18 protein-coding genes and 1 pseudogene are annotated in these 21,008 nt (G+C 60.9%); 9 read left to right on the forward strand and 10 right to left on the reverse strand.

Features of this window, described 5'->3' with window-relative positions; all coding sequences use genetic code 11:
• The first annotated feature begins 88 nt into the window (after positions 1 to 88).
• Positions 89 to 649 carry an FMN reductase gene (gene msuE, locus LAC81_RS36460; protein ID WP_223730453.1) on the forward strand — a complete coding sequence of 187 codons (561 nt, stop codon included), beginning with the start codon at positions 89 to 91 and terminating at the stop codon, positions 647 to 649.
• Between the two features lie 145 nt (positions 650 to 794).
• Complete coding sequence (locus tag LAC81_RS36465; protein ID WP_223730454.1) at positions 795 to 1,148, forward strand: FAD/NAD(P)-binding protein; 354 nt, start codon at positions 795 to 797, stop codon at positions 1,146 to 1,148.
• On the opposite strand, the gene LAC81_RS36470 is transcribed toward LAC81_RS36465, so the two are convergent.
• Positions 1,109 to 2,095 carry an FAD/NAD(P)-binding protein gene (locus tag LAC81_RS36470; protein WP_223730455.1) on the reverse strand — a complete coding sequence of 329 codons (987 nt, stop codon included), beginning with the start codon at positions 2,093 to 2,095 and terminating at the stop codon, positions 1,109 to 1,111. The two genes, LAC81_RS36465 and LAC81_RS36470, sit on opposite strands and share 40 nt — an antisense overlap.
• A 450-nt stretch (positions 2,096 to 2,545) precedes the next feature.
• A complete protein-coding gene (locus LAC81_RS36475; protein WP_223730456.1) occupies positions 2,546 to 3,559 on the reverse strand; it encodes an acetylserotonin O-methyltransferase in 1,014 nt (337 codons plus the stop codon).
• Between the two features lie 559 nt (positions 3,560 to 4,118).
• Between LAC81_RS36475 and LAC81_RS36480 the strand changes: the two genes are divergently transcribed.
• Entirely contained in the window at positions 4,119 to 4,409 is a 291-nt protein-coding gene (locus LAC81_RS36480) for a helix-turn-helix domain-containing protein (protein ID WP_223730457.1), read from the forward strand.
• 18 nt (positions 4,410 to 4,427) lie between these two features.
• Positions 4,428 to 5,045 (forward strand): annotated as a pseudogene (locus tag LAC81_RS36485) (type II toxin-antitoxin system HipA family toxin); the annotation flags it as partial.
• 275 nt (positions 5,046 to 5,320) lie between these two features.
• On the opposite strand, the gene LAC81_RS36490 reads toward LAC81_RS36485, so the two are convergent.
• From LAC81_RS36490 to LAC81_RS36525, 8 genes are all read right to left on the reverse strand, one after another.
• Positions 5,321 to 6,241 (reverse strand): LysR family transcriptional regulator, encoded by a 921-nt coding sequence (locus LAC81_RS36490; RefSeq protein WP_223730458.1) that lies wholly within the window; start codon positions 6,239 to 6,241, stop codon positions 5,321 to 5,323.
• Between the two features lie 57 nt (positions 6,242 to 6,298).
• Positions 6,299 to 7,831, reverse strand: a complete 1,533-nt coding sequence (locus LAC81_RS36495; protein ID WP_223730459.1) for an ABC transporter ATP-binding protein — start codon at positions 7,829 to 7,831, stop codon at positions 6,299 to 6,301.
• Positions 7,832 to 7,836: 5 nt separating this feature from the next.
• Entirely contained in the window at positions 7,837 to 8,769 is a 933-nt protein-coding gene (locus LAC81_RS36500; protein WP_328717907.1) for an ABC transporter permease, read from the reverse strand.
• 75 nt (positions 8,770 to 8,844) lie between these two features.
• On the reverse strand, positions 8,845 to 9,939 hold the full coding sequence (locus tag LAC81_RS36505; RefSeq protein ID WP_223730461.1) for an ABC transporter permease: 1,095 nt from the start codon (positions 9,937 to 9,939) through the stop codon (positions 8,845 to 8,847).
• 73 nt (positions 9,940 to 10,012) lie between these two features.
• On the reverse strand, positions 10,013 to 11,002 hold the full coding sequence (locus LAC81_RS36510) for a BMP family protein (protein WP_223730462.1): 990 nt from the start codon (positions 11,000 to 11,002) through the stop codon (positions 10,013 to 10,015).
• 54 nt (positions 11,003 to 11,056) lie between these two features.
• On the reverse strand, positions 11,057 to 12,352 hold the full coding sequence (locus LAC81_RS36515; protein ID WP_223730463.1) for an amidohydrolase family protein: 1,296 nt from the start codon (positions 12,350 to 12,352) through the stop codon (positions 11,057 to 11,059).
• A 218-nt stretch (positions 12,353 to 12,570) separates the two neighbouring features.
• Complete coding sequence (locus LAC81_RS36520; RefSeq protein WP_223730464.1) at positions 12,571 to 13,359, reverse strand: aldolase; 789 nt, start codon at positions 13,357 to 13,359, stop codon at positions 12,571 to 12,573.
• Positions 13,360 to 13,576: 217 nt separating this feature from the next.
• Positions 13,577 to 14,473, reverse strand: coding sequence for a LysR family transcriptional regulator (locus LAC81_RS36525; RefSeq protein WP_223730465.1), 897 nt, complete (start codon positions 14,471 to 14,473; stop codon positions 13,577 to 13,579).
• Positions 14,474 to 14,635: 162 nt separating this feature from the next.
• On the opposite strand from LAC81_RS36525, the gene LAC81_RS36530 reads away from it, so the two are divergent.
• From LAC81_RS36530 to LAC81_RS36550, 5 genes are all read left to right on the forward strand, one after another.
• Positions 14,636 to 16,027: a nucleobase:cation symporter-2 family protein gene (locus LAC81_RS36530; protein WP_223730466.1), complete on the forward strand. Its 1,392-nt coding sequence runs from the start codon at positions 14,636 to 14,638 to the stop codon at positions 16,025 to 16,027.
• Between the two features lie 63 nt (positions 16,028 to 16,090).
• The gene (locus LAC81_RS36535; RefSeq protein WP_223730467.1) at positions 16,091 to 16,954 is read left to right on the forward strand and encodes an FAD binding domain-containing protein; all 864 of its coding nucleotides are present in this window, start codon (positions 16,091 to 16,093) and stop codon (positions 16,952 to 16,954) included.
• Complete coding sequence (locus tag LAC81_RS36540) at positions 16,951 to 17,433, forward strand: (2Fe-2S)-binding protein (RefSeq protein ID WP_223730468.1); 483 nt, start codon at positions 16,951 to 16,953, stop codon at positions 17,431 to 17,433. The genes LAC81_RS36535 and LAC81_RS36540 overlap by 4 nt, the downstream gene beginning before the upstream one ends.
• A complete protein-coding gene (locus LAC81_RS36545) occupies positions 17,430 to 19,736 on the forward strand; it encodes a xanthine dehydrogenase family protein molybdopterin-binding subunit (protein ID WP_223730469.1) in 2,307 nt (768 codons plus the stop codon). Before LAC81_RS36540 ends, LAC81_RS36545 begins: the two co-directional genes overlap by 4 nt.
• Positions 19,733 to 20,866: a CobW family GTP-binding protein gene (locus tag LAC81_RS36550; protein ID WP_223730470.1), complete on the forward strand. Its 1,134-nt coding sequence runs from the start codon at positions 19,733 to 19,735 to the stop codon at positions 20,864 to 20,866. Before LAC81_RS36545 ends, LAC81_RS36550 begins: the two co-directional genes overlap by 4 nt.
• Positions 20,867 to 21,008: the final 142 nt, after the last annotated feature.

The following is a 21,008-nucleotide window of genomic DNA, read 5'->3' on the forward strand; positions in this document are numbered from 1 at the left end:
CTTTTTCACGAAACGGTCAGGAAAGAGTGTCCCATTTCTTTAATCCATAAATTTTATAGAGAATTATTGGGCCAAATTGGAGGATCCCATGTCCGCGCTTCGGCTCGTAAGTCTCACCGGCAGTTTCAATCGCCCATCCAAGACACGCGCTCTTGCGGATCATATCGCTTCGCTGGTTGAGGCACGATACGCTGTCGAGAGCGAACTCTATGATCTCAATGACGTCGGGCCGTCGCTTGGGAGGGCGCTCTGGCGCAAGGATCTCGATCGGCAGGCATCAGATGTTGTTAATGCAGTCATCTCCGCCGATGTGCTGCTTGTCGGCTCGCCGACATACAAGGGCTCCTATCCAGGTCTGTTCAAACATCTGATCGACCTGATCGATCCTCTCGAGCTCAGGGGCAAGCCCGTGATCCTGACCGCGACAGGCGGCGGCGATCGGCATGCCCTGGTGGTCGAGCATCAGTTGCGTCCGCTCTTCGGCTTCTTCAGTGCCCGCACACTTCCGACGGCGATCTATGCGGCGGACGTCGATTTCAGGGACTATCAGGTCGCGCCGTCGCGCTTGGCCGCACGCTTTGAAGATCTGCTGTCCGATCTCGGCGATGTCCTGCCGAAGCGTGAGAAGAGCGTTGGCTATGCCGCTTAAGGCCTTCGAAAACGGGCCCGTCGCCCGAACGCGAAGGAGTAGCGCAAAACGTCAGTGATTTACTGGAGAATAACGCGCTGCCCTCCTTGAGTGAAGAGGGCCGCTGCAGCCCCCCCACCCGGCCTGGAGAGGAAGGAGCCAACCGATGACGCTTTCGCCCGCCCACTCCCCGCAACCGCAGCGGGGCGCCGCCCTTGCCAAAATCGCGATCGTTGGACGCGGTTTTACCGGTCTCATGGTCGCGATCGCTTTGCTGCGGGCGTTCAAGCGACCCTTTCATCTCGTCATGTACGATCCGTTTCCAAAGATCGACGGCGCCGAGAGTGGGCGGCCGTCATCGACCCTCTTGAACAGCCGTGTTCGGGACTTGTCGATTGACCCGTCATTGCGCGACGACTTCAAGCAATGGCTCGAGACAAACGATCGATTGCCCGACCAGTCGGGTGAGGGGGATGCCGATCAATGTCCAATTGGCAGCCGGTTGCGATGGCTGTCGTAGATAGGCTTCACATGCCGCTTGAACCGGCGACGCTCCTCCGGAGTCAGCGCTTGCCAAAGGTCATGCGCGCGCAAGCGGAAGTCATTCATGATGCCTTGCCAGCCAGAACCTTCCGCAGCCGCCTTGCTCGCCGCCTCCCGCAGGTAGCGGAAGGCACCGCGAAGCGTTTTAGGGAACGGCTGGCTGGACGACGTGATACCAACTGCCCAGGGCGTATGGGGTTGCGGCAGAAACCCGGATGCCGAGATCAATGTCACATGAGACGCCTCGCCAGCCGCCAGCAACCGCAATGCGCGGTCAACGGCATGGATCCCTCCGCCAATCACCAGCGCGTCGCGAACTGCAGTTTGGCTATCGTCAACGCCGGCGCAACTGCGCAAGCCGTAACCGGTCGCCAGGAACACCGCGTCGAAGCGAGCCTGCTCACCCTCACCTGAGAGAAGCGACAATCCACCCTGCGCATGACGGCCAATTGCCGCTACACTGTCGGCGCGGACCTGGACCATGACGTCGACGCGTTCTCGCAGCGCTTCGGAGAACCGCTGATAGACATAGGTGCTGAAAACCTCGCCTGCCACAAATGCGTTTATGAACGTTTGCGTCAGGCGATCGAAAGTGGAGCAATAACCGTGCGCAAGGGCAGAGTGGAGCGCATCGCCACCAATGGCGTGCTTCTGTCCACCGCGGCGGGTTTGCAGGTTCTGCCTGCAGAGCAAACGATCGATTGTCGTATCCGCCTGATCGATGCGGATTCTCTTCTTCTGCGTTCGCTTGTCTCGGCCAATCTTGCTAAGCGAGACGAACTCGACATTGGCATCTTCGTCGACCGAAGCGGTCGGGCGCTGGTCGACCCGGAAACCTTCGAGGGCGTATTTGCAATGGGACCGCTCGGGCTCGGTAGCCTTCCCGACATTGACCTCATTCCGGAAATCGTCAATCAGGCGCATGTAGCAGCCGACGTGCTTGGAGCATGGGTTGATGGCCGCCAGGAAGCGCCTGGAACGGCTACATGGGCCACGCAAGCTTAAGACGCTTTGGCCGCATCCGCCATTTGAGCCGTCGGCACTTCGGTCTCTTGCGCGGCCGGTCTTTGCTGATCTCTTCCCTTCGTGTGCCTCTGAGATAACGGAGGCTCGTTTGCAATATAATGCAGAATTCCGGCTCAAGCGTGCACCCTGCGGCTTGTTCTCAGCCGCCTGAGGTTGTGCGCGGTCCGGATGCAGATGAATTCCGACGGATCGGAAATGGCCCTATGTCTAGGCTCGCAAGGCCACCCCCGCATGGACCAACGGGCCCGCCGTGAAGGGACGAAGGTCCACATTGGTACCCACATCATCACCGGCTGCATACCGTTGAAGTCGGTTTTGCGGAACACCCACCGGGGTCGTGGTTTCTGCTCAGTCGGGCTTGAAGCCGATCACCATCGAGTCCGGTCCCAGCAACGGCTCGACGCGCGTAGAGACGAAGCCGGCGTCGCGCATCCAGGCTTGGCAGTCGGCGCCGGTGTAGTCGAACCCGCCGCGGGTCTCGATCAGCATGTTCAGGCTCATCAGCAGGCCGAAGGCGTTCAAGCGGCGGTCGTCGTCGATGACGGCATCGTAGACGATTAGGGCCCCGCCGTTCGGCAGTGCGGCGAACGCTTTTTCCACAAGCTTCCTTTTCTCGGCCAGATCCCAGTCGTGCAGGATGTGCCCCATCACGATCACATCCGCATTCGGCAGCGGGTTGTCGAAGAAGTTGCCGCTTTGAAAGCGGATGCGGTCCGCGAGGCCCTGCCGGTTGACGAATTCCTCGAAGATCGGCTGCACGGAGGGCAGGTCAAAGCCGATGGCCTTAAGATGCGGATGGGCGCGCGCGACCACCACTGGCACCATCCCTTGCGCCGCCCCCACATCGGCGAAGGTCGTGTATTTCGACCAGTCGAACTTGGCGGCGATCGCCTGCGCCGCACCAGCGCTGATCCCGCTCATGGCCTCGAGGAACCCGCGCAACCGTGCCGGTTCCGCATAAATCGCGGCGAAAAAGTCCTCGCTGTGCTTGGCTTCGTTCTGCGGCTCTCCGGTGCGCAGGGCTTCCGTCAACGAGCCCCAGAAACCGTAGAGCCGGGCATTGGCCATTTCGAGGATGCCGCCGATATAGGAGGGTTTTGCCTTGTCGAGGAAGAGGTCCGTATCAGGGGCATTGCGATAGCGGCCCTCCTCACGTTCGAGCAGCCTCAGGGCCACCAGGGTGTCGAGGAAGTCGCGGGCCGCGCGGGGATGCAGTTTCAACCTGGTTTGCAGGTCGGATAGGTTGGCCGGGCCGGTTGCGAGCGCGGTGAAGACGCCGAGCTCGACCGCGCTGAGCACGGCTTTGGAGGCCCAGAATCCCATGCTGAGCTGCATGATGTTGTCCGGTGTCGTTGCGCCCATCGCTCGTCTCCTCATGGATCGTGTCGTCAAACGGCATCCGGGATTGGCGCAAAAACCGAGGCGGTCCGGCAGCGCTGGCAAGTCGAGGACGTTCCGTCTCGTCGAGGCACTTAGTCGGCAAAAATAGAGCGTTTTGCCAGAGGCCGCAATTAATCAAGAAGCGCTAGGTAAGGGCTCTTCGGCCACCTCATTTATGACAGGAGTTGTAGCCCGCTTCTGTCAGGAGTGGAGTCCGTAACCATGCCGCACGACATCGAGCGACGCCCTCGGCGGCATGGCGGTGAGGTTTCGAAGGGTAGGGGCTCAGCCTTCATCACTAATGGATGGTAGCGTGCCGGGTCGTCGCAAAAGGTGGTCGAAGGCAGTCCCCTGCAGCTCGTCGCTCTTATCCCGGCTAGGACTTGCCCCAAGAAATGGTCAGTTCTTGGGGCGTTGGATCGTTGTCGTATCAAATCCATAGGCGGTGATATGTTAACGTGTCATTGTTTGCTTGCCAGCATAGCTAAGGTGGTATGTTTGCAGATCAATCGAACGAAATATGAGCCGTTAAGGTTTCAAAATGGCCAGTGAATTGTTGCAAGAAATCGGCAATCTTTTGCGCGATGCGCGAAAAGCTGCCCATCTGACCCAGGTGGCTGATCTCGCCGGGATATCGAGGCCCCGGTACCGTGATATCGAGAAAGGGACCGCGGCGGCGCGCGCCACAACGCTCATCAATATCGCTCGCGCAGTTGGTCTCGAACTGATACTCGTTCCTCAAGCAATGGTGCCCGCGATCAGGGCGCTTTCGCGACCTATGGAGGACGATGACCTGCCGGCCTTTGCACCGGAACCTGATAGGGAGCGATGATGGCAGCGACCTAACGCCCGCGAGCTCGTCGAAAAGTCGAATTTTGAGGGGATCCCGGAAGAACTTTCTACGTTGGCGGATGGCAAGGTGTTGCTGGTCAGACGCTTCGACAGGGCCGAAGGCGGCGCGCGTATTCATATTGAGGACTTCGCACAGGTCTTCGGTGTCTACCCTTCGCGCAAGTACGACGGTGCGGCTTACCACGATATCGCGAGTGCACTGAACGTCGCTGTCTCGCAAGCCGCCGCCCTGGAGTTTGTCCGCCGGCTGACAATGGCTGTGCTCACGGGCAACGGAGATATGCATCTGAAGAACTGGTCGATCATTTATCCCGAAGACGGAAACACCCCAGCGTTGGCTCCTGTTTATGATGTGCTTTCGACCATCCCTTATATTCCCGCTGATGCGATGGCGCTTTCGTTGGGCGGCGAACGAGCGCTTAAGGCCCTCTCGGCCCCACGATGGAAATCTTTCGCAAACCGGGCTCGCCTTCCCGAGCCTGCAACCCTGCGGGCCGTCACCGAAACGGTCGAACTCGTCAATGAGCGCTGGTGGACATTGCCGGAACGCGACGCTGTTCCGACGGCTGTGCTGGAGAGGATCGATGCTCACATTAAGGTTGTGACGCCTCTCCTTGATAGGGGTCAAGGTCATATGATGGGGGGAAAACCGATACGAATGCCAGCTCTTGCCGGAAAAGGGGGATGGGCGGTCTGTTTCCGTTTTCTGCTTGGAAAGTCTCATGATGTATCGACACGGCTTGAGGCTGTCAGTTGCAGATAGCCTGGAGCTTGGCGAGAGGAAGAGGCTGGTTCGCTTCACCCTATATCGGTGAGGATGTCTGCGCTGATTTTTGTATGCCTCCTCGCTGAGCGGTGAGCATGCGTTCGTCAGGCCCGACCCTCACCTCTCTAGTCGGCAACGCTTGAGAGAAAATCCGTTCGCTCGGCTGCGCTCGCAACGAACACCGCCTTCAGGCGTTCAGCGGCAGGAGAAAGGCTGTGTTGACGGCGCTGCAACAGGGAAACGTCGCGCATGACGAGGGGCTCGACCAGGTCGACGGTCGTGACACGCACGGCGGAGGCGAGCTGGCTGGAGTTTTCCGGCAATACCGCGACCCCCATGCCCGCGGCGATCATGCTGATTGCGGTCGTTGAGAAACGCACTTCGTATTTTGGCCGGAAGTTTGGAACGACACGGATCAGGTTGTGCTCGACGATGTTGCGCAGCGGGTTGGCGGCCGCCAGCGTGATGAGGGTTTCCCCCTGCAGTTCCGCCCAGCGCACCGATTTGCGCTTGGCAAAGCGGTGATCCTCCCGGCAGACCAGCATCAGCTTGTCGCGCAGCAACGGGGTTGCGGTGATCTCCGGATCCTCCTGCGACAGCGTCCCGACGGCAATGTCGACCTCGTTGCGCTTGAGCGCGGGGGTGATCTGTTCCTCCGGCATGTCGCGGATGTTGACGGAGATCTCCGGGTACATGCGCAAGAACCGCGCGATGATCGGCGGCACGATGGTAGCGGCAAGAACGATCGCCGCAGCGATCGTCACCTGGCCGCGCTTCAAGGAAGCGTTGTCGCGCACGTCCCCGACCGCAAGCTCCAGGTCCTTGAGGATCTTTCGTGCCTGCGGCAGAAACTCCTCACCGACGAGGGTAAGGGAGACCATGCGCGTGTGTCTGTCGAAGAGGCGCACCCCGATCTCCGATTCCAGGTCGCGGATAAGAATACTGACCGCTGACTGGGTAAGATGGAGGTTTCGCGCGGCCAGATTGAACTGGCCGAGCTCGGCGACCGCTATGAAGGCCCTGAGTTGCCGCAGGGTTATGTTCATCGATGCGCGGCCTCCTGTTGTCGAACTTTCATCAAAGCCTGCCGCGTCTACTCTTGTCTACCCCGCAAGTGCTGGTTGCTCTTTGTTGCCGGCCATCAGCAGGCCGAGTTCGTCGAGGCGGCTGCGGTCCGGCGGCAATTCGCCAAGGATTTCGCCGTGAAACATCACGAGGATGCGATCGCAAATCGCAAAGAGCTCCTCAAGTTCGGTGGAAATCAAGAGGATGGCCCGGCCGTTGTCGCGTTGCTTCAACATCTCCTCCATCACGAACTCCATCGCGCCGATGTCAATACCGCGGGCAAGCTGGTTGACGAGGATGAAATCCGGATTGCGCGCCAGTTCCCGCGCGACCACCAGCTTTTGCTGGTTGCCGCCCGACAGGGCACCGATCGGCTGGTCTTCGTCTCGACATTTCACGCGGAAACGCTTGATGAGATCGCGGGTCTGTTCGCCGATTGCCCGTCGGTTCAGCATGCCGCGGGTCGCGAAGGGTTTCTGGTCATAGCGCTGGAGAATGGTGTTCTCGCTGAGCGATAGCGGCATCACGATGCCATGCTTGTGCCGGTCTTCGGGAATGTGGGAGAAGCGCCTGGCATTAATGCGGGCGGGGTCGAGGCCTGTGATGTCTTCGCCATTGAGCATCACGCGGCCGGAACTGATCGGCAAAAGACCGGAAAGCCCGAGCGAAAGCTCCGTCTGGCCATTGCCGGACACACCTGCGATCCCGACGATTTCGCCAGCGCGCACATTGAGACTGACGCCGCGCACGGCGGGCAGGCCAGCCTCGCCGCGGCAGACGAGATTTTCAACCGAAAACACGATGCGACCGGGAGACGAGGGGCTTCGCGGCAGTTCCATGCGGACGTCGCGGCCGACCATCATGCGGGCAAGGTCACGCGCATTGGTCTCGCGCGCATCGATCGTGTGCACGACGCGGCCGTCGCGCATGACGCTGATGCGATTGCTGACGCGCATCACCTCGTCGAGCTTGTGCGAGATAAAGACGACGGTCTTGCCGTCCTTCACGAGGTCACCCATGAGGCACAGCAGTCGGTCGGTCTCCTGCGGCGTAAGAACGGCGGTCGGTTCATCGAGAATCAGCAGATCGACACCGTGGAACAGGGCCTTGAGGATTTCGACACGCTGTTGTTCGCCGACCGAAAGATCCTCAATGCGCGCCTCGGGGCGCACGTCGAGCGCATAGCGGTCGGAAAGGGCGCGGATTGTCTCGTGCACCTTGTTCATGTCATTGATGACGCCAAGCGCCGAGCCCTGGCCGAGGATGTAGTTTTCCGCCACCGTCAGGTTGGGCACCAGCATGAAGTGCTGATGCACCATGCCGATGCGCTGGCGGATCGCTTCCCGAGGGCTGTTGAAGCGCACGGATTGACCCTTGTAGACGATCTCGCCCTCATCGGGGCGCACCATGCCGCAGATCATGCTCATCAGCACGCTCTTGCCCGCGCCGTTTTCGCCGAGCAGCGAATGGATCTCGCCCTCTGTAATTTCCAGTGACACGCCGTCGCTCGCCACAATGGAACCGAAGCGCTTGCGGATATTATCGATGCGCAGGAAAGGAAGCTTGGACATATCCGTTACCTCATCTCGTAGGGCTGGCCGAGTTTGCTCGGTGCGGAGCCCCTGCCGCGGACGACGACGAGCGTGATGATCGTCATGACGTATGGAAGTGCCTGCAGCACCTGGTACGGCACGACGATCGATGCCTGCGCCTGAAGCATGAGCTGCAGCGCATAAAAGAGGCCGAAGAGCAGGGAGACGAAGAAGGCCCCGGTCGGCGACCAGCGCGCGAAAACGACCACTGCAAGCGCGATGAAGCCGCGGCCGGAGGTTATGCCTTCGACAAATTGATTGGAGTGGCCAAGCGTCAGGAACGCGCCTCCAAGCCCGGCAAGGCCGGTGCCGACCAACACCGCCGCGTAGCGGTAGCCAGTCACACTTCTGCCGGCGACGTCCACGGCCTTGGGATGTTCGCCGACCGCTCGAAGGGTAAGGCCGAAGGAGGTGCGGTAAAGCACCAGCGCGGCAAGGACTGTGACGAGGATCGTCGAATAGACGATGAGGTTTTGCCGAAAGAACGCTTCCCCGAGGAAAGGCAGATCGCTGAGGAAGGGGATGCGGACGGGTTGTGCGATTTCGATGCCTTTGCCAGTCGAGACGTAGTAGGTGCGAAAGAGGAAGCCGGTAAGGCCCATGCCAAGCAGGTTCAAAGCCGCACCCACGACGATCTGATCCGCCTTGATGGTGATCGTCAGGAAGGCGAAGATCAGCCCGAACAGCATGCCGCCGGCGATACCTGCTGAGAGCCCGAGGGGAATGTTGCCGGTCGCGGACGCAGCGGCGAAGCCGCAAAACGCACCCATCAGCATCGTACCCTCGAGGCCGATATTGAGCACGCCTGCCCGTTCGGAAAAGACCTCTCCGATCGAGGCGAATATGAGCGGTGTCGCAAGCCTCCAGGCGGCGCCGACAAGCGTCGCGAGAAATGTGCCAAACATCATGTCGTCCATATGAGACCCTTCCGGAATATCGCTAAAGTTTTGTTGTCCCGAAGCGCTCGCGACGCTTGGGGAGTTTCCATGCTTTCAAGCCACTATCCTGAAGAAGTCGCGCAACTTGGCGAAAGCGACGACCGATAGAATGACGATGCCCTGAATGATCAAGACGAGGATCTGCGGGACCTGAGAGTTGATCTGGAGGATTTCCGAGCCCGAGCGAAGCGTCGCGAAGAGACCCCCCGACAGGATCGCCGCCAGTGGATTGTTATTGGCCAGCAGCGCCACCGCGATGCCTTCGAAACCATAGCCGGGGGAGATATTCTGATAGAGCCGACGCGTGACGCCCGCCACCTCGAAGGCCCCGGCAAGGCCGGCGAGCGCACCGCTGATGCAAATCGCGATCATGACGTTTCGCGCGACATTCATGCCGGCATAGCGGGCAGCATGCGGATTGACGCCGACGACGCGCAACGCAAATCCCACGCTGCTCCTTTTGAGGAAGATGGATAGTGCGATCGCCAGGGCCACGGCAACGAGGATGCCGATGTGAAGCCGCATGTCCGTGACGATGCGGGGCGTCCAGGCCTCACGAACGAGCTTTGCGGATTGGGGGTAGGCGGCACTTGCATCGCGCATCGGACCGGTGACGAGGTAGCTCGTCATGATGAGGGCAATGTAGTTGAGCATGATCGTGGTAACGATCTCGCTCGCCTGAAAGCGCACCTTGAGATAGCCCGCGATGCCGGCCCAGGCGGCGCCTGCAAGGGCGCCCGCCAGCATCACGAGCGGCGCGTGCACCCAGACAGACAGACCGTCGATGCTGGTGCCGACGAAGGTGGCGGCGATCGCTCCGACATAGAGTTGACCTTCGGCGCCGATATTCCAGATCGAACAGCGGAAGGCGACACAAAGACCTGCGCCGATCAGGATCAGCGGCGTCGCCTTCAGAAGAATCTCTCCGACCGATCGCATGTCCTGGAAGGAGCCGAAGATCATCACGGTGACGACATCGCTGCCGTTGAAGCCGTTCAGCCAGAGCAGGGCAGCGCCGCAGGCAAGCGCGACGAGGACCGCTGCCAGAGGTGTCACGGTGCTGATCGCAGCCTGAAAGAGCGAGCGGTAGAATGCTTGGGTTGCTTGAGAATTCACGGTCTCGCGCACTCCCTGGTTTACCTGTGCCATGGGTGGGGTCCGGATGTTGGTGTGATGCGGAGGGATGTGTTGCGGCCGGTAAGCCGGCCGCAACCGCAATCGGCTATTGCTCGCCGGTCTTGATTTGCCCGGCGGCGATCTTGGCGCTGATTGCCGTCACCTCGGCTTGGATATCTGCCGGTACCGAGACCGGACCATCGTCTCGGAAGGTGAAAGAGATGACCTTGGGGTCCTTCAGGCCGAAGACCACGTTTTCCTTCGGCGGATTGCCGTCCTTGATCGAGCGCACCACCTCGACCACGCCTTGCGCATAGTCGGCGACGTAGAGGCCGAGGATGTTGTTGGGCGCAACCTCGGTGAAGTCGCTGAAGATCGAGAAGGAGCGCACGTTGGGACCCGATTCTGCGATCGCCTGATAGCCGCCGACCGTCGCACCCGAGGCGTTCGGCACCACGAAGTCAGCGCCTTGGGCGATCATGCTCAGGGCCGCTTCCTTGGCAGCGGTCGTGTCGGTGAAGTTGCCGATATAGGCTTCGCTGATCGGGAAATCCGGGTTGATGCTTCTTGCACCATTCTTGAAGCCTGCGAACGCCTGCTGGATTGGAGGGATTTCCATGCCGCCGACAAGACCGGCCTTGCCGCCCATTTTGGCGGCAATGACGCCCATCAGGTAGAAGGGCTGGCTGGTATCGGTGTTGAGGCCGATGACGTTGCCCTCGTGGATGGCGCTGGAAGAGATCAGGAAGTAGGTGTCCGGATAGTCCTCGGCCACGTCGAGTGCTGCATCCTGGAATTCGAAGCCATGTCCGAGGATGACCTTGTATCCCTGGCTCGCATAGTCGCGAAACGCCTTCTCAAACGATGCCGGGTTCTGCTGCAACTCGACATAGCTGACCTTGGCGCCGAGCTGTTTCTCGACGCCTTTCAGCGCATTGTAGCCGATCCGGTTCCATCCCTCTTCCGAAACGCTGCCGGGGACCAGAAGACCCATCTTGAAATCTTCAGCGCGTGCAAAGTCCTGGCAGAGCGATCCGGCAAGAGCCAGCCCGAGAGTTGATGCAAGCAGCGAACGACGTGAAATTGCGGTGTTCATTTCATTCCTCCCATTAGATTGAAGTTCCAATCCCCCCGGAGCAGCCGTTCCCTTTTATGCGTTCTCCTTCAGGCGGATGTTTTCTGTGATGCTCTGCGAAACCAGCCGCCCGTTCGAAAAGACGAAGGCACGGTCGGGTCCGCCGGCAACCAGCGTGTCGGTATCGACGCAGTCGCTGATGACGAAATCGGCGCGGGCGCCGGCCTTGAGACCGTAATTGCGGCCAAGGCCCATCAGGCGGGCTGGCGCGGTTGTGATCATCTTGTGCGCGGCGGCGAGTTCGTCGCCACGCAGATGTCCGGCAAGCAGCGTCCAACGCGCGATTTCCAGCATGTCCCCCGAACCGGTCGGAACGAACGGGTCCTGGATGTTGTCCGAGGCGGTGGCGATGGTGACGCCGGCGCGATGCAATTCGGCCACGCGCGTCAGTCCGCGCGGGGGCAGCATTTCGTAGTCCCGACCCTGCAGGTAGAGATTTGCCGCCGGCAGCGTCACGACGCCCACATCAAGGGCAAGCAGCCGTTCGGCGATGCGCTGGAATTCACGACGGGGCAGGGCGCTCAGCACCGAAACATGGCTAAAGACCGTGCGGCCCTGCATGCCGAAGCGCTCGACCCGTTCAAGGGCGGCGTCCAGAAGCTGGACACCGGCATTGAGGTGTTCGTCAAGGTGCAGGTCGACCGGCTTTCCGGCCTCCACTGCGGCCGAAAACAAGATGTCGAGATAACGCGGCGGGTCCTGCGAGACGGCGGGTGTTCCACCGACCGCGTCGGCGAGCGCCACCGCGCCGCCTATATTCTTCTCAAGCCAATCGAAATCCTGGCCGGGATGCGGCGTCATGAACGCGACAAGCTGCAAGGTGATGCGGTCTCTATTTGCGTTCCGGATGCCCGCCAGGGTCTCGATACCGTGGAAGCCTGCATCCTTATCGACGTTGATATGGCTGCGGATCGCGGTCGTGCCGCGTGAAAGACAGCGCTCGATCGTGCGGGTCGCGCGCCTGTGAATGTCGTCAGGGCCCGCGGTGCGAGCATATTTCGCGAATGCTTCGCGGGCGCCCTGGAGCGTGCCCGACGGATTGGGCGTGAAGCGAAGCACGCCTGTCTTGTCGAGATGCTGATGCGCATCGACGAAACCCGGTGAAACGAGCGTGCCCGTGATGTCCACGCGGACGCTTGAGGAACTGGTGTCGAGAAAGGGCTCGGCGATGGTGATGCGCCCATCGGCGCCAACGATAATGTCGCTTGGCGACTGCGAACCGTCGTCATGAACGACGGTTCCGCCGGTAAGAGCAAAGGGCTTGCCGGCCGTCAGGCTTTTGAGCGCCGCCGCTGGATTGTCACGTACCATTCGTCCCCACCTTCTTTGTTATGGCGGGAAACTAAGCACGAGCGATTAATTTAAACAAATTCATTATTTCAATTGTTTGATAAAATATCAGCAATAATCGCCGGCGATTGTCTTTCTTTGCGGCATGCATCGTCGATGCAAAAGTCGAGTATAATCAATGGATTATACTCGACTGCAGTTGGTGCGGATCGGCGACGCGCTAAGGAACGCCGCGGAGGTCAGTGCCTGTATTGCGGCTCTTCGGCATCCAGTTGCCGGCGGATGGCGGCAAGATGGGCCTTGGCAGACTGGGGATCGCCTTCGCGCATCTGCCGGTACGCGGCCTCGGCAATTGCCTGGTCGACCGGCGAAACTTTCCTGCCCGTCGACATGGCGAGAACCTGCACCTCGGCTGCTCTTTCGAGGTAGTAGAGATCGTCCCACGCCTCGGCGATCGTGGGCGCCAGCACCAAGACGCCATGGTGCTTCAAGAAAACGATGTCCGCATCGCCTGCCGCCTCGGCAATGCGTGCACCCTCGCGGTGATCAAGTGCCAGCCCGTTGTAATGTTCGTCGACGGCCGTGCGGCCGTAGAATTTGAGTGCTGTCTGGCCTGCCCAGATCAGCGGCGGGCCGTCCGTCATCGAAAGCGCCGTTGCATAGGGCATGTGCGTGTGGAAGGCGACCTTCGCGCGCGGCAGCAGCCGGTGGATCTCGGCGTGGATATAGAAGGCCGTTGCCTCCGGTTCGCCCTCGCCATCGACAACGGTGCCGTTCAAATCGCACACGAGCAACTTTGAAGCCGTTAGTTCGCGAAAGGCATAGCCATAGGGATTGACGATGAAGAGCGTGTCATGGCCGGGGACGACCGCGGAGAAGTGATTGCAGATCCCTTCCTCGAACCCGTTGCGTGCCGCCATGCGGAAACAGGCGGCGAGGTCTTCCTTCGCGGTGCGGATGGCATCGCTGGAAAGGTCGGGATAGTTCGTCCGCGCGGCGTTGGCACGGCCTTTCAGGGAGTGCGCCATCGTTATTGCTCCTGGATTGGCGTGGATGGGGGCGGCGGTTGGCCAAAGGCGTCTTGGACGCCCGCCTCCGCGCACAGGGTCAAGCCGCTGCGCCCTGCCTGCCCGCGGTTGCGCGGTCCAGCAGCGCCACCAGATAACGCTGGAATTTGAGCGCGGTCAATCGGAGCGACTGGCCGATGCCGGACCTGAGTTCTGAACCCATATCGGCCTGAAAGCCTCAATGAACCGATTTTACAAGAAAGTCGCGAAACCGTCGGGCGGCAGGCGACAGCGAGCGTGCGCGCTTCTGGATCAGGCTGACTTCGCGCTTGATATGCGGCTCGGTCGGTGTGCGCACCACAAGGCCCATGGACGTCGCGAGGCGGGTGACGGCCGACGTCATGATCGCGACCCCGAGACCGCCTTCGACCATGCCGATGATCGTCAGCGGCAATGCGACCTCCTGCATTGCCTTTTCGAATGGCAACACGATGCCATTGCGCGCCAGTTCGTTTTCCAGGCGATCGCGGATCGGGTTGCCGCGCTGTGGACCGATCAGCTTGCGGTCGGCGAGATCCGTCCAGCGGATTTCCGCCAGTCTGACCAGCGGATCATCCGGGTGCAGGACCACGAGGAATTCATCGGTGGTGATCCGCGTGCCCATGAGTTCGGTGTCGTCTTCCGGCGCCGTCCCGATGCCGATGTCGACCGAGCCGTTGGCCACCTGTTCCAGGACGGCTTTTTCGGCGACATCGTGCAGTGCGACAGTAATCTCCGGGTAGAGCTTGTTGAAGCCATTGACGAGCTGCGGCAGCATCAGGGCCGCCTGCACCGTTCCAGCCGCGATCGATACCTTGCCGCGCCGCAGCGCGTTCAGTTCGCGCGAGGCCTCCACCATGCCTTCGATGTCTGCCACCGCGCGTGCTGCGACCGGCAGGATGTCCATGCCCGCCTGGGTGAGGCGCAGCAGCCGGGTATGCCGGTCGAAGAGACGCAGATTGAGGTTCTGCTCCAGTTGGCGGACCAACGTACTAACGGCCGATTGCGACGAACCGAGCTTGTCGGCTGCAAGCGTGAACTGGCCGAGATTGGCTACGGTAACGAAGGCCCGAAGCTGCTTTAACGTGATGTCCATGGGAGCTCATTCATTCAATTACTATATGAATAAATATAATTGTGCCGATTGTTAACTGATTTGGCCAGCCGCATGATCCGCGATGTACGGCGTGCGGTGATAACACCATGAGGCCAAGATGCCCCCCACCGCGCCGGAAGCTGTTCGCTGGGAGGAAAGCGAATGTCTAATCCCGATACGACGGATCCTGTCGAAAAGATGTACCCGATCACGAGCCTGATGGCTCTGGGCCTGCAACACGTACTCGTCATGTATGCCGGAGCGGTGGCCGTGCCGCTGATCGTCGGCAGCGCGCTTCAACTGCCCAAGGAACAGATTGCGATGCTCGTCAGCGCGGACCTGTTTTGTTGTGGCATCGTCACCATCATACAGTCGCTCGGCCTGTGGAATGTCGGCATTCGCCTGCCGATCATGATGGGCATTTCGTTCACCGCCGTGCCGTCCATCATCGCAACGGGTACCAATCCCGACCTCGGCATGCCCGGCGTCATTGGTGCCGTCATCGGCTCCGGTGTGTTTACCATCCTGGCCGCTCCGTTCTTCGGGCGCTGGGTACGCTTCTTCCCGCCCGTCGTCACCGGCACGGTCATGCTGGTGATCGGCCTGTCACTGATGCGGGTCGGCGTGAACTGGGCGGCAGGTGGCCAGCCGATGATCAAGGGGCCGGAGGGAATGATCCCGAATCCGGCCTATGGCGCGCCGTTCGCGCTTGCCGTCGCCGCCATCGTGCTTCTGTCGATCCTGCTCCTTACGCGCGTTCTCAAGGGCTTCCTGTCCAACCTTGCGGTGCTGATCGGCATCGGCATCGGTTTCGCCGTCGCCATTGCCGCCGGCAAGGTGGATTTTCATGGCGTCGCGGATGCGGACTGGGTTCGCATCATCCATCCGCTCGCCTTCGGATGGCCGATCTTCGAGTTCTGGTCGATCTTCTCGCTCTGTGCGGTCATGACGGTCATGATGATTGAATCGACCGGCCAGTTCCTCGCAGTCGGAGATATGGCCGGGCGCAAGATCACCCAGGCCGAGCTCACCCGCGGCCTAAGAACCGACGGTGTCGGCAACATTATCGGTGGGCTGCTCAACACCTTCACCTACACGACCTATGCGCAAAATGTCGGCCTGCTGCAGATCACCGGCGTGCTCAGTCGATGGGTGGTGGCGGCGGGTGGTTTCATCCTGATCCTGCTCGGTTCGCTGCCGAAGGTTGCCTTCGTCAGTGCGTCGATCCCGAGCTATGTCGTCGGGGGTGCTGCGATCGTCATGTTCGGCATGGTTTCAGCGACCGGCGTGAAGATCCTGTCCAAGGTGGACTTCGCCGCCAACCGCCGCAATCTCTACATCGTCGCCGTCAGCGTCGGCCTCGCCATGGTGCCTGTTGTCGCCGAAAACATCTTCGTCCAGCTTCCCGCAGCGCTGGAAAAGTTCCTGCACAGCGGCGTGCTCGTCGGAACCTTTGCGGCAGCCCTGCTTAACATCCTGTTCAACGGCGTGCCGGCGAAAGACCCGGACGAGGTCGAGGTCGAAAACAGCGCGCCGGCGCCTGACCCGGCCTGAGAGCCACCAGTCCAGTCCGGCGGCCAACGTGCCGCCGGTGCCCCGAACCCCGCGAGGAATACCATGAGACGCTTCGACTATCATCGGGCGGAAACGCTGGAGCACGCCTCCCGTCTTCTTACCGAACTTGGCGACGACACCTTTCTGTTTAACGGCGGTACGGATCTGCTGGTCGAAATTCGCGAGCGGCTGCGGCGTGTGCGCAACGTCGTCGACATCAAGCAGATCCCCGGCCTGTCCGATATCACCTATGACGAGACGCGCGGGCTGACCTTCGGCGCGCTGGTAAGCGTCGGCCGCCTTGAGCGCCTGCCTCTTGTGCGCGAGCGTTATCCGAACCTTCGCTCTGCGCTCGCTTCGCTCGGCTCCATCCAGGTGCGCAACCGTGCGACCGTTGTTGGCAACGTCTGTCGGGCCTCGCCGTCGGCCGATACCATTCCGCCGCTGATCGCCGATGGCGCTTTCATACACATTTACAGCCGTACCAACATGCGGGTCGTGCCGCTTTCGGAATTCTTCACCGGTGCCGGCAGGACTGTGCTCGAGCGAGGCGAAATCGTCACCGGCATTACGGTTCCGCCGGCCAGCGACAACGCAGGAAAAGCCTATCTCAAGCACGGCCGCCGCAAGGCAATGGAGCTTTCCACCGTCGGCGTTGCCGTCAGCCTCGCCATGGAAGGCAGCGTGTGCAGCAACATCCGCATAGCGCTCGGTGCTGTCGGCGCGACCGTGCTGCGCGCGCCTGAGGCAGAACGCATTCTGCTTGGATCGACACTCGACGCTGCCACGATCAGGTCCGCTGCCCGAAAGGCGATGGAGGAATGCACGCCGATCAGCAACGTGCGCGCCAGCGCCGACTACCGGCGCGATATGGTCGGCGTCCTGACGGGGCGCGCCATCAACCAGGCATTGGAGGCCTTGGCATGAAACGGATAGTCGAGTTCACCGTCAACGGCGAGGAACGGGAGATGGCGGTCGAGACCTGCCGCTCGCTGCTCGATGCGCTGCGCGACGACGTCGGCCTCACCGGCACGAAGAAGGGTTGCGATGTCGGCGATTGCGGGGCGTGCACGGTGCTGGTCGATGGCGAGCCCGTCAACGCCTGTCTGATACTCGCGGTCGAAGTGGAGGGCCGTTCGGTTGAGACCGTCGAAGCGCTCCAGCCAGGCGTCGATACGCTGCACCCGCTGCAGGATGCCTTCATGCGTCATGGCGCCTCGCAATGCGGCTTCTGCACACCGGGCATCTTGATGATGGCCAAGAAGCTGATCGACGACAATCCGCGCCCGACCGATGACGACATCCGCTTCGGTCTTTCCGGCAATATCTGCCGCTGCACCGGCTACACCAAGATTTTCGACGCGATCAAATCCGCCGCGCGCGAGATGGAGGCTGCAAGATCATGAACATGACGACCCCTATCGAACAACGCGATTTCAAGATCGTCGGCAAGAGCGTCAAGCGCGACGACGTGCTCGAAAAGGTGACGGGCGAGGCGCAATATACCGGTGATATCAAGCGGCCCGGCATGCTTCACGGCAAGATCAAGCGTGCGCCCCTGGCCCATGCCCGCATCAAGAGCATCGACGTCAGCAAGGCGCTCGCCTATCCCGGTGTGAAAGCGGTGCTGACGCACGAAAACGTGCCGCGCGTCTTGCATTACGGCTCGCCGCATCCGCGTTCGGCTTCCTGCACCAAGGACCAGTACATCCTCGATGATCACGTGCGTTTCTGGGGTGAGGGCGTCGCCGCAGTCGCGGCGGTCAGCGAGGAGATCGCCGACGAGGCACTCGATCTGATCGAGGTCGAATACGAGCCGCTGCCGGCCGTCTTCGAGCCTGAGGATGCCACCCGGCCAGATGCACCCCTGATCCATGAAGTCGGCCCCGGCGGTAACCTGGTTCTCGATCCGGTACGCGTCAACCGTGGCGATGTCGATGCTGGCTTTGCCGCGGCGGATTTCGTGCTCGAGGGCACCTTTGCCGGTGGACGTCCGCACCCGGCCTATATGGAGCCGAATGTCTGCATTGCCGACTGGGACGGCTCGAACAAGCTCACCTTCTGGACGTCAACGCAGACCTCCTTCATGGTGCGCGGCATCCTTGCCGAAGTGCTCGGACTGCCGCTCACGAAGGTCCGCGTGCTCGTCGACCACATGGGCGGCGGTTTCGGCGCCAAGCAGGATCTCTTCCAGCACGAGTTCCTTTGCGCCTTGCTTGCCAAGGAGACGCGCCGGCCGGTCAAGATGGAATTCACCCGTCGCGAGACCTTCGTCGCCGGGCGCTCGCGCCATCCCTGCAAGATCTGGCTGAAGCAGGGTTTCAAGAACGACGGCACGCTCGTGGCCCGCGACATGAAGCTCGTCTACGATTCCGGCGCCTACGGCTCGCATGGTCCAGGCGTCACAATCGTCGGCACGACGGCGGCGACCTCGCTCTATCGCTGCGACAACGTGCGGCTGGAGGGGCGCTGTGTCTACACCAACACGCCGATCAACGGCGCTTTCCGCGGCTATGGCGTGGTGCAAAGCTACTATGCCCTCGACATCCAGATGGACGAGGCGGCCGAACGGCTCGGCATGGACCCCGCCGAGCTCAAGCTGAAGAACGTGGTGCGCGAGGGCGACATCGCGCCCTCCGGCCACCCCATCATCGGCCACGGGCTCGCGATCTGCTTGAAGCACGGCATTGACGTGCTCGACTGGAAGGCGTTGCGCAACCGCGATCGCACGCCGGATGCCAAGCGTCCGCATATCCGAACGGGATGGGGGGTTGGTTGCGAAATGCATGGGTCGTCGGCCTATCCGGGCATCAAGGAGCAAGGAAACGCCACGGTTAAGATTAACGAGGATGGCACGGTGACATTGCTCACCGGCGCGGCGGGTCTCGGCACGGGCGCCCATACGGCGCTCGCACAGATCGTCGCTGAAGAACTCGGCGTGCGGTTCGAAGACGTCGGCGTCATTCATGGCGATACCGATGTCGTTCCGTGGGATATCGGAGCCTTCGCAAGCCACACCACTTACCTGGTCGGCACCGCCGCGAAGATGGCTGCCGGCAAGGTCCGCGCCGCCGTGCTCGAGCGCGCTGCGATGAAGCTGCAGCTTGCACCCTCTGACCTTGATCTCTCGGAAGGTCGGGTTTTCGTCCTCACCGAGCCCGATCGCGTCATGACGGTTGCCGAGGCAATGGGGCCTTCTCGAGGAATTCCCGCCGCCAACATCGTTGCCAACGGCACCTATGAGCCGACGAAATCCTACTCCTTCGCCGCACATTTCACCGAGGTGGACGTCGACATCGAAACCGGGATCGTCGAGGTCAAGCGTGTCGTGCCGGTGCACGATGTCGGTCGGGTCATCCACCCGATCGCTGCGCAAGGCCAGATTGAGGGTGGTATCCAGCAGGGCATCGGCCACACGCTTACCGAAGACTACGTCATCTGCAAGAAGACCGGCCGGTCGCTGAATGCCGGCCTGGTCGACTACAAGATGCCGCTCTCGATGGACATGCCGGATATCGAAACGATCATTCTGGAAGCCGCGCCCGATCCAGGTGGTCCCTGGGGCGCCAAGGGCGTCGGTGAGGATCCGATCATCGCCATCGGCCCCTCGATCGCCAACGCGATCCATGACGCCGTCGGCGTGCGCTTCCACCACTATCCGATTACTCCGGAAGATATTCTGAAAGCCTTGAGGGAGAAGGGCGAATGAACATCCATATCGAACCTGCGAGCCGGCAGAAGCTCCCGATCACGATCCTCACCGGGTTCCTTGGGTCGGGAAAGACGACGCTGCTCAATTACATTCTCACCGAACGCCACGGTCATCGCATCGCCGTGATTGAAAACGAGTACGGCGAGGTCGACGTCGACAGCGATCTGGTGCTCGCCTCCGACGAGGAAATCTTCCAGATGCAGAACGGCTGCATCTGCTGTTTCGTCGACGTGCGCAATGATCTGATCGACGTGATGAAGAAGCTCTTGAGCCACAAGGACAAGTTCGATCACATCATCGTCGAGACGTCCGGTCTCGCCGATCCGACGCCCGTGGCCACAGCCTTCTTCGTCGACCGCAACGTGGCGGAAGAAGTAGAACTCGATGCGGTGGTCACGCTGGTCGATGCCAAGCATATCGACCAGCATCTTTACGATCCCGTCCTCGATGGCAGCGACAACCAGGCGGTCAACCAGATCGTCGCGGCTGACCGTATCATCGTCAACAAGATCGACCTGGCAGAAGACGAGGCGCTCGGGTCGCTGGAGGGTTCGTTGCGCAAGCTCAACCAGACAGCGCCGATCCTCAGATCCAGCTATGGCAAGGTCGACCTTTCCGACATTCTTGGCGTGAACGGCTTCCGGCCGTCCTATGTGCGCGAGCGGGCAGAAATCCTCGATATCGATCTGGATGACAATCGCGATGCGCATGGTCATCACCATCACGAATGCCATGATGCGGCGTGCGACCATCCGGATCACGATCACGCCCGTCATGGCCACGATCATGACCATCGCCACGCGTCAGCTCTCAAACCGCACCGGCATGACGCGACCGTAACGTCGCATTCCTTCGTCTACCCGGAGGCTTTCGACGCTGAGAAACTCGCCGCCTTCCTTGAAGGTTACCTGGACAAACACGGCAACGACATTTTCCGCACCAAGGGCATCGTTTCGGTCGCCAATGACGATCGCTTCTTCGTGCTTCAGGCGGTGCACAAGCTCGTAGATTTCCGCCCTGACCACGCATGGGGCGAAGACAGGCGGAAATCGAAATTCGTTTTCATTGGTCGCAATCTCGACCGTGTCGGTATCGACAGAAACTTGCGTGCATGCCTGGTGCCATAGCAGCGCTTCTCCACGCCGGACGGTGCCTTCGTAAGTCTTTCTGTCTGAGCCGCCCGCGCACCTCCAGCGCGGGCGGTTGCTGCTTCGTCAGCGTAAAATAGGAAATAAAAACAATATCTTAGCAAAAATAATCTGTTGACAC

It is taken from the genome of Ensifer adhaerens, assembly GCF_020035535.1.
GTDB lineage: Bacteria > Pseudomonadota > Alphaproteobacteria > Rhizobiales > Rhizobiaceae > Ensifer.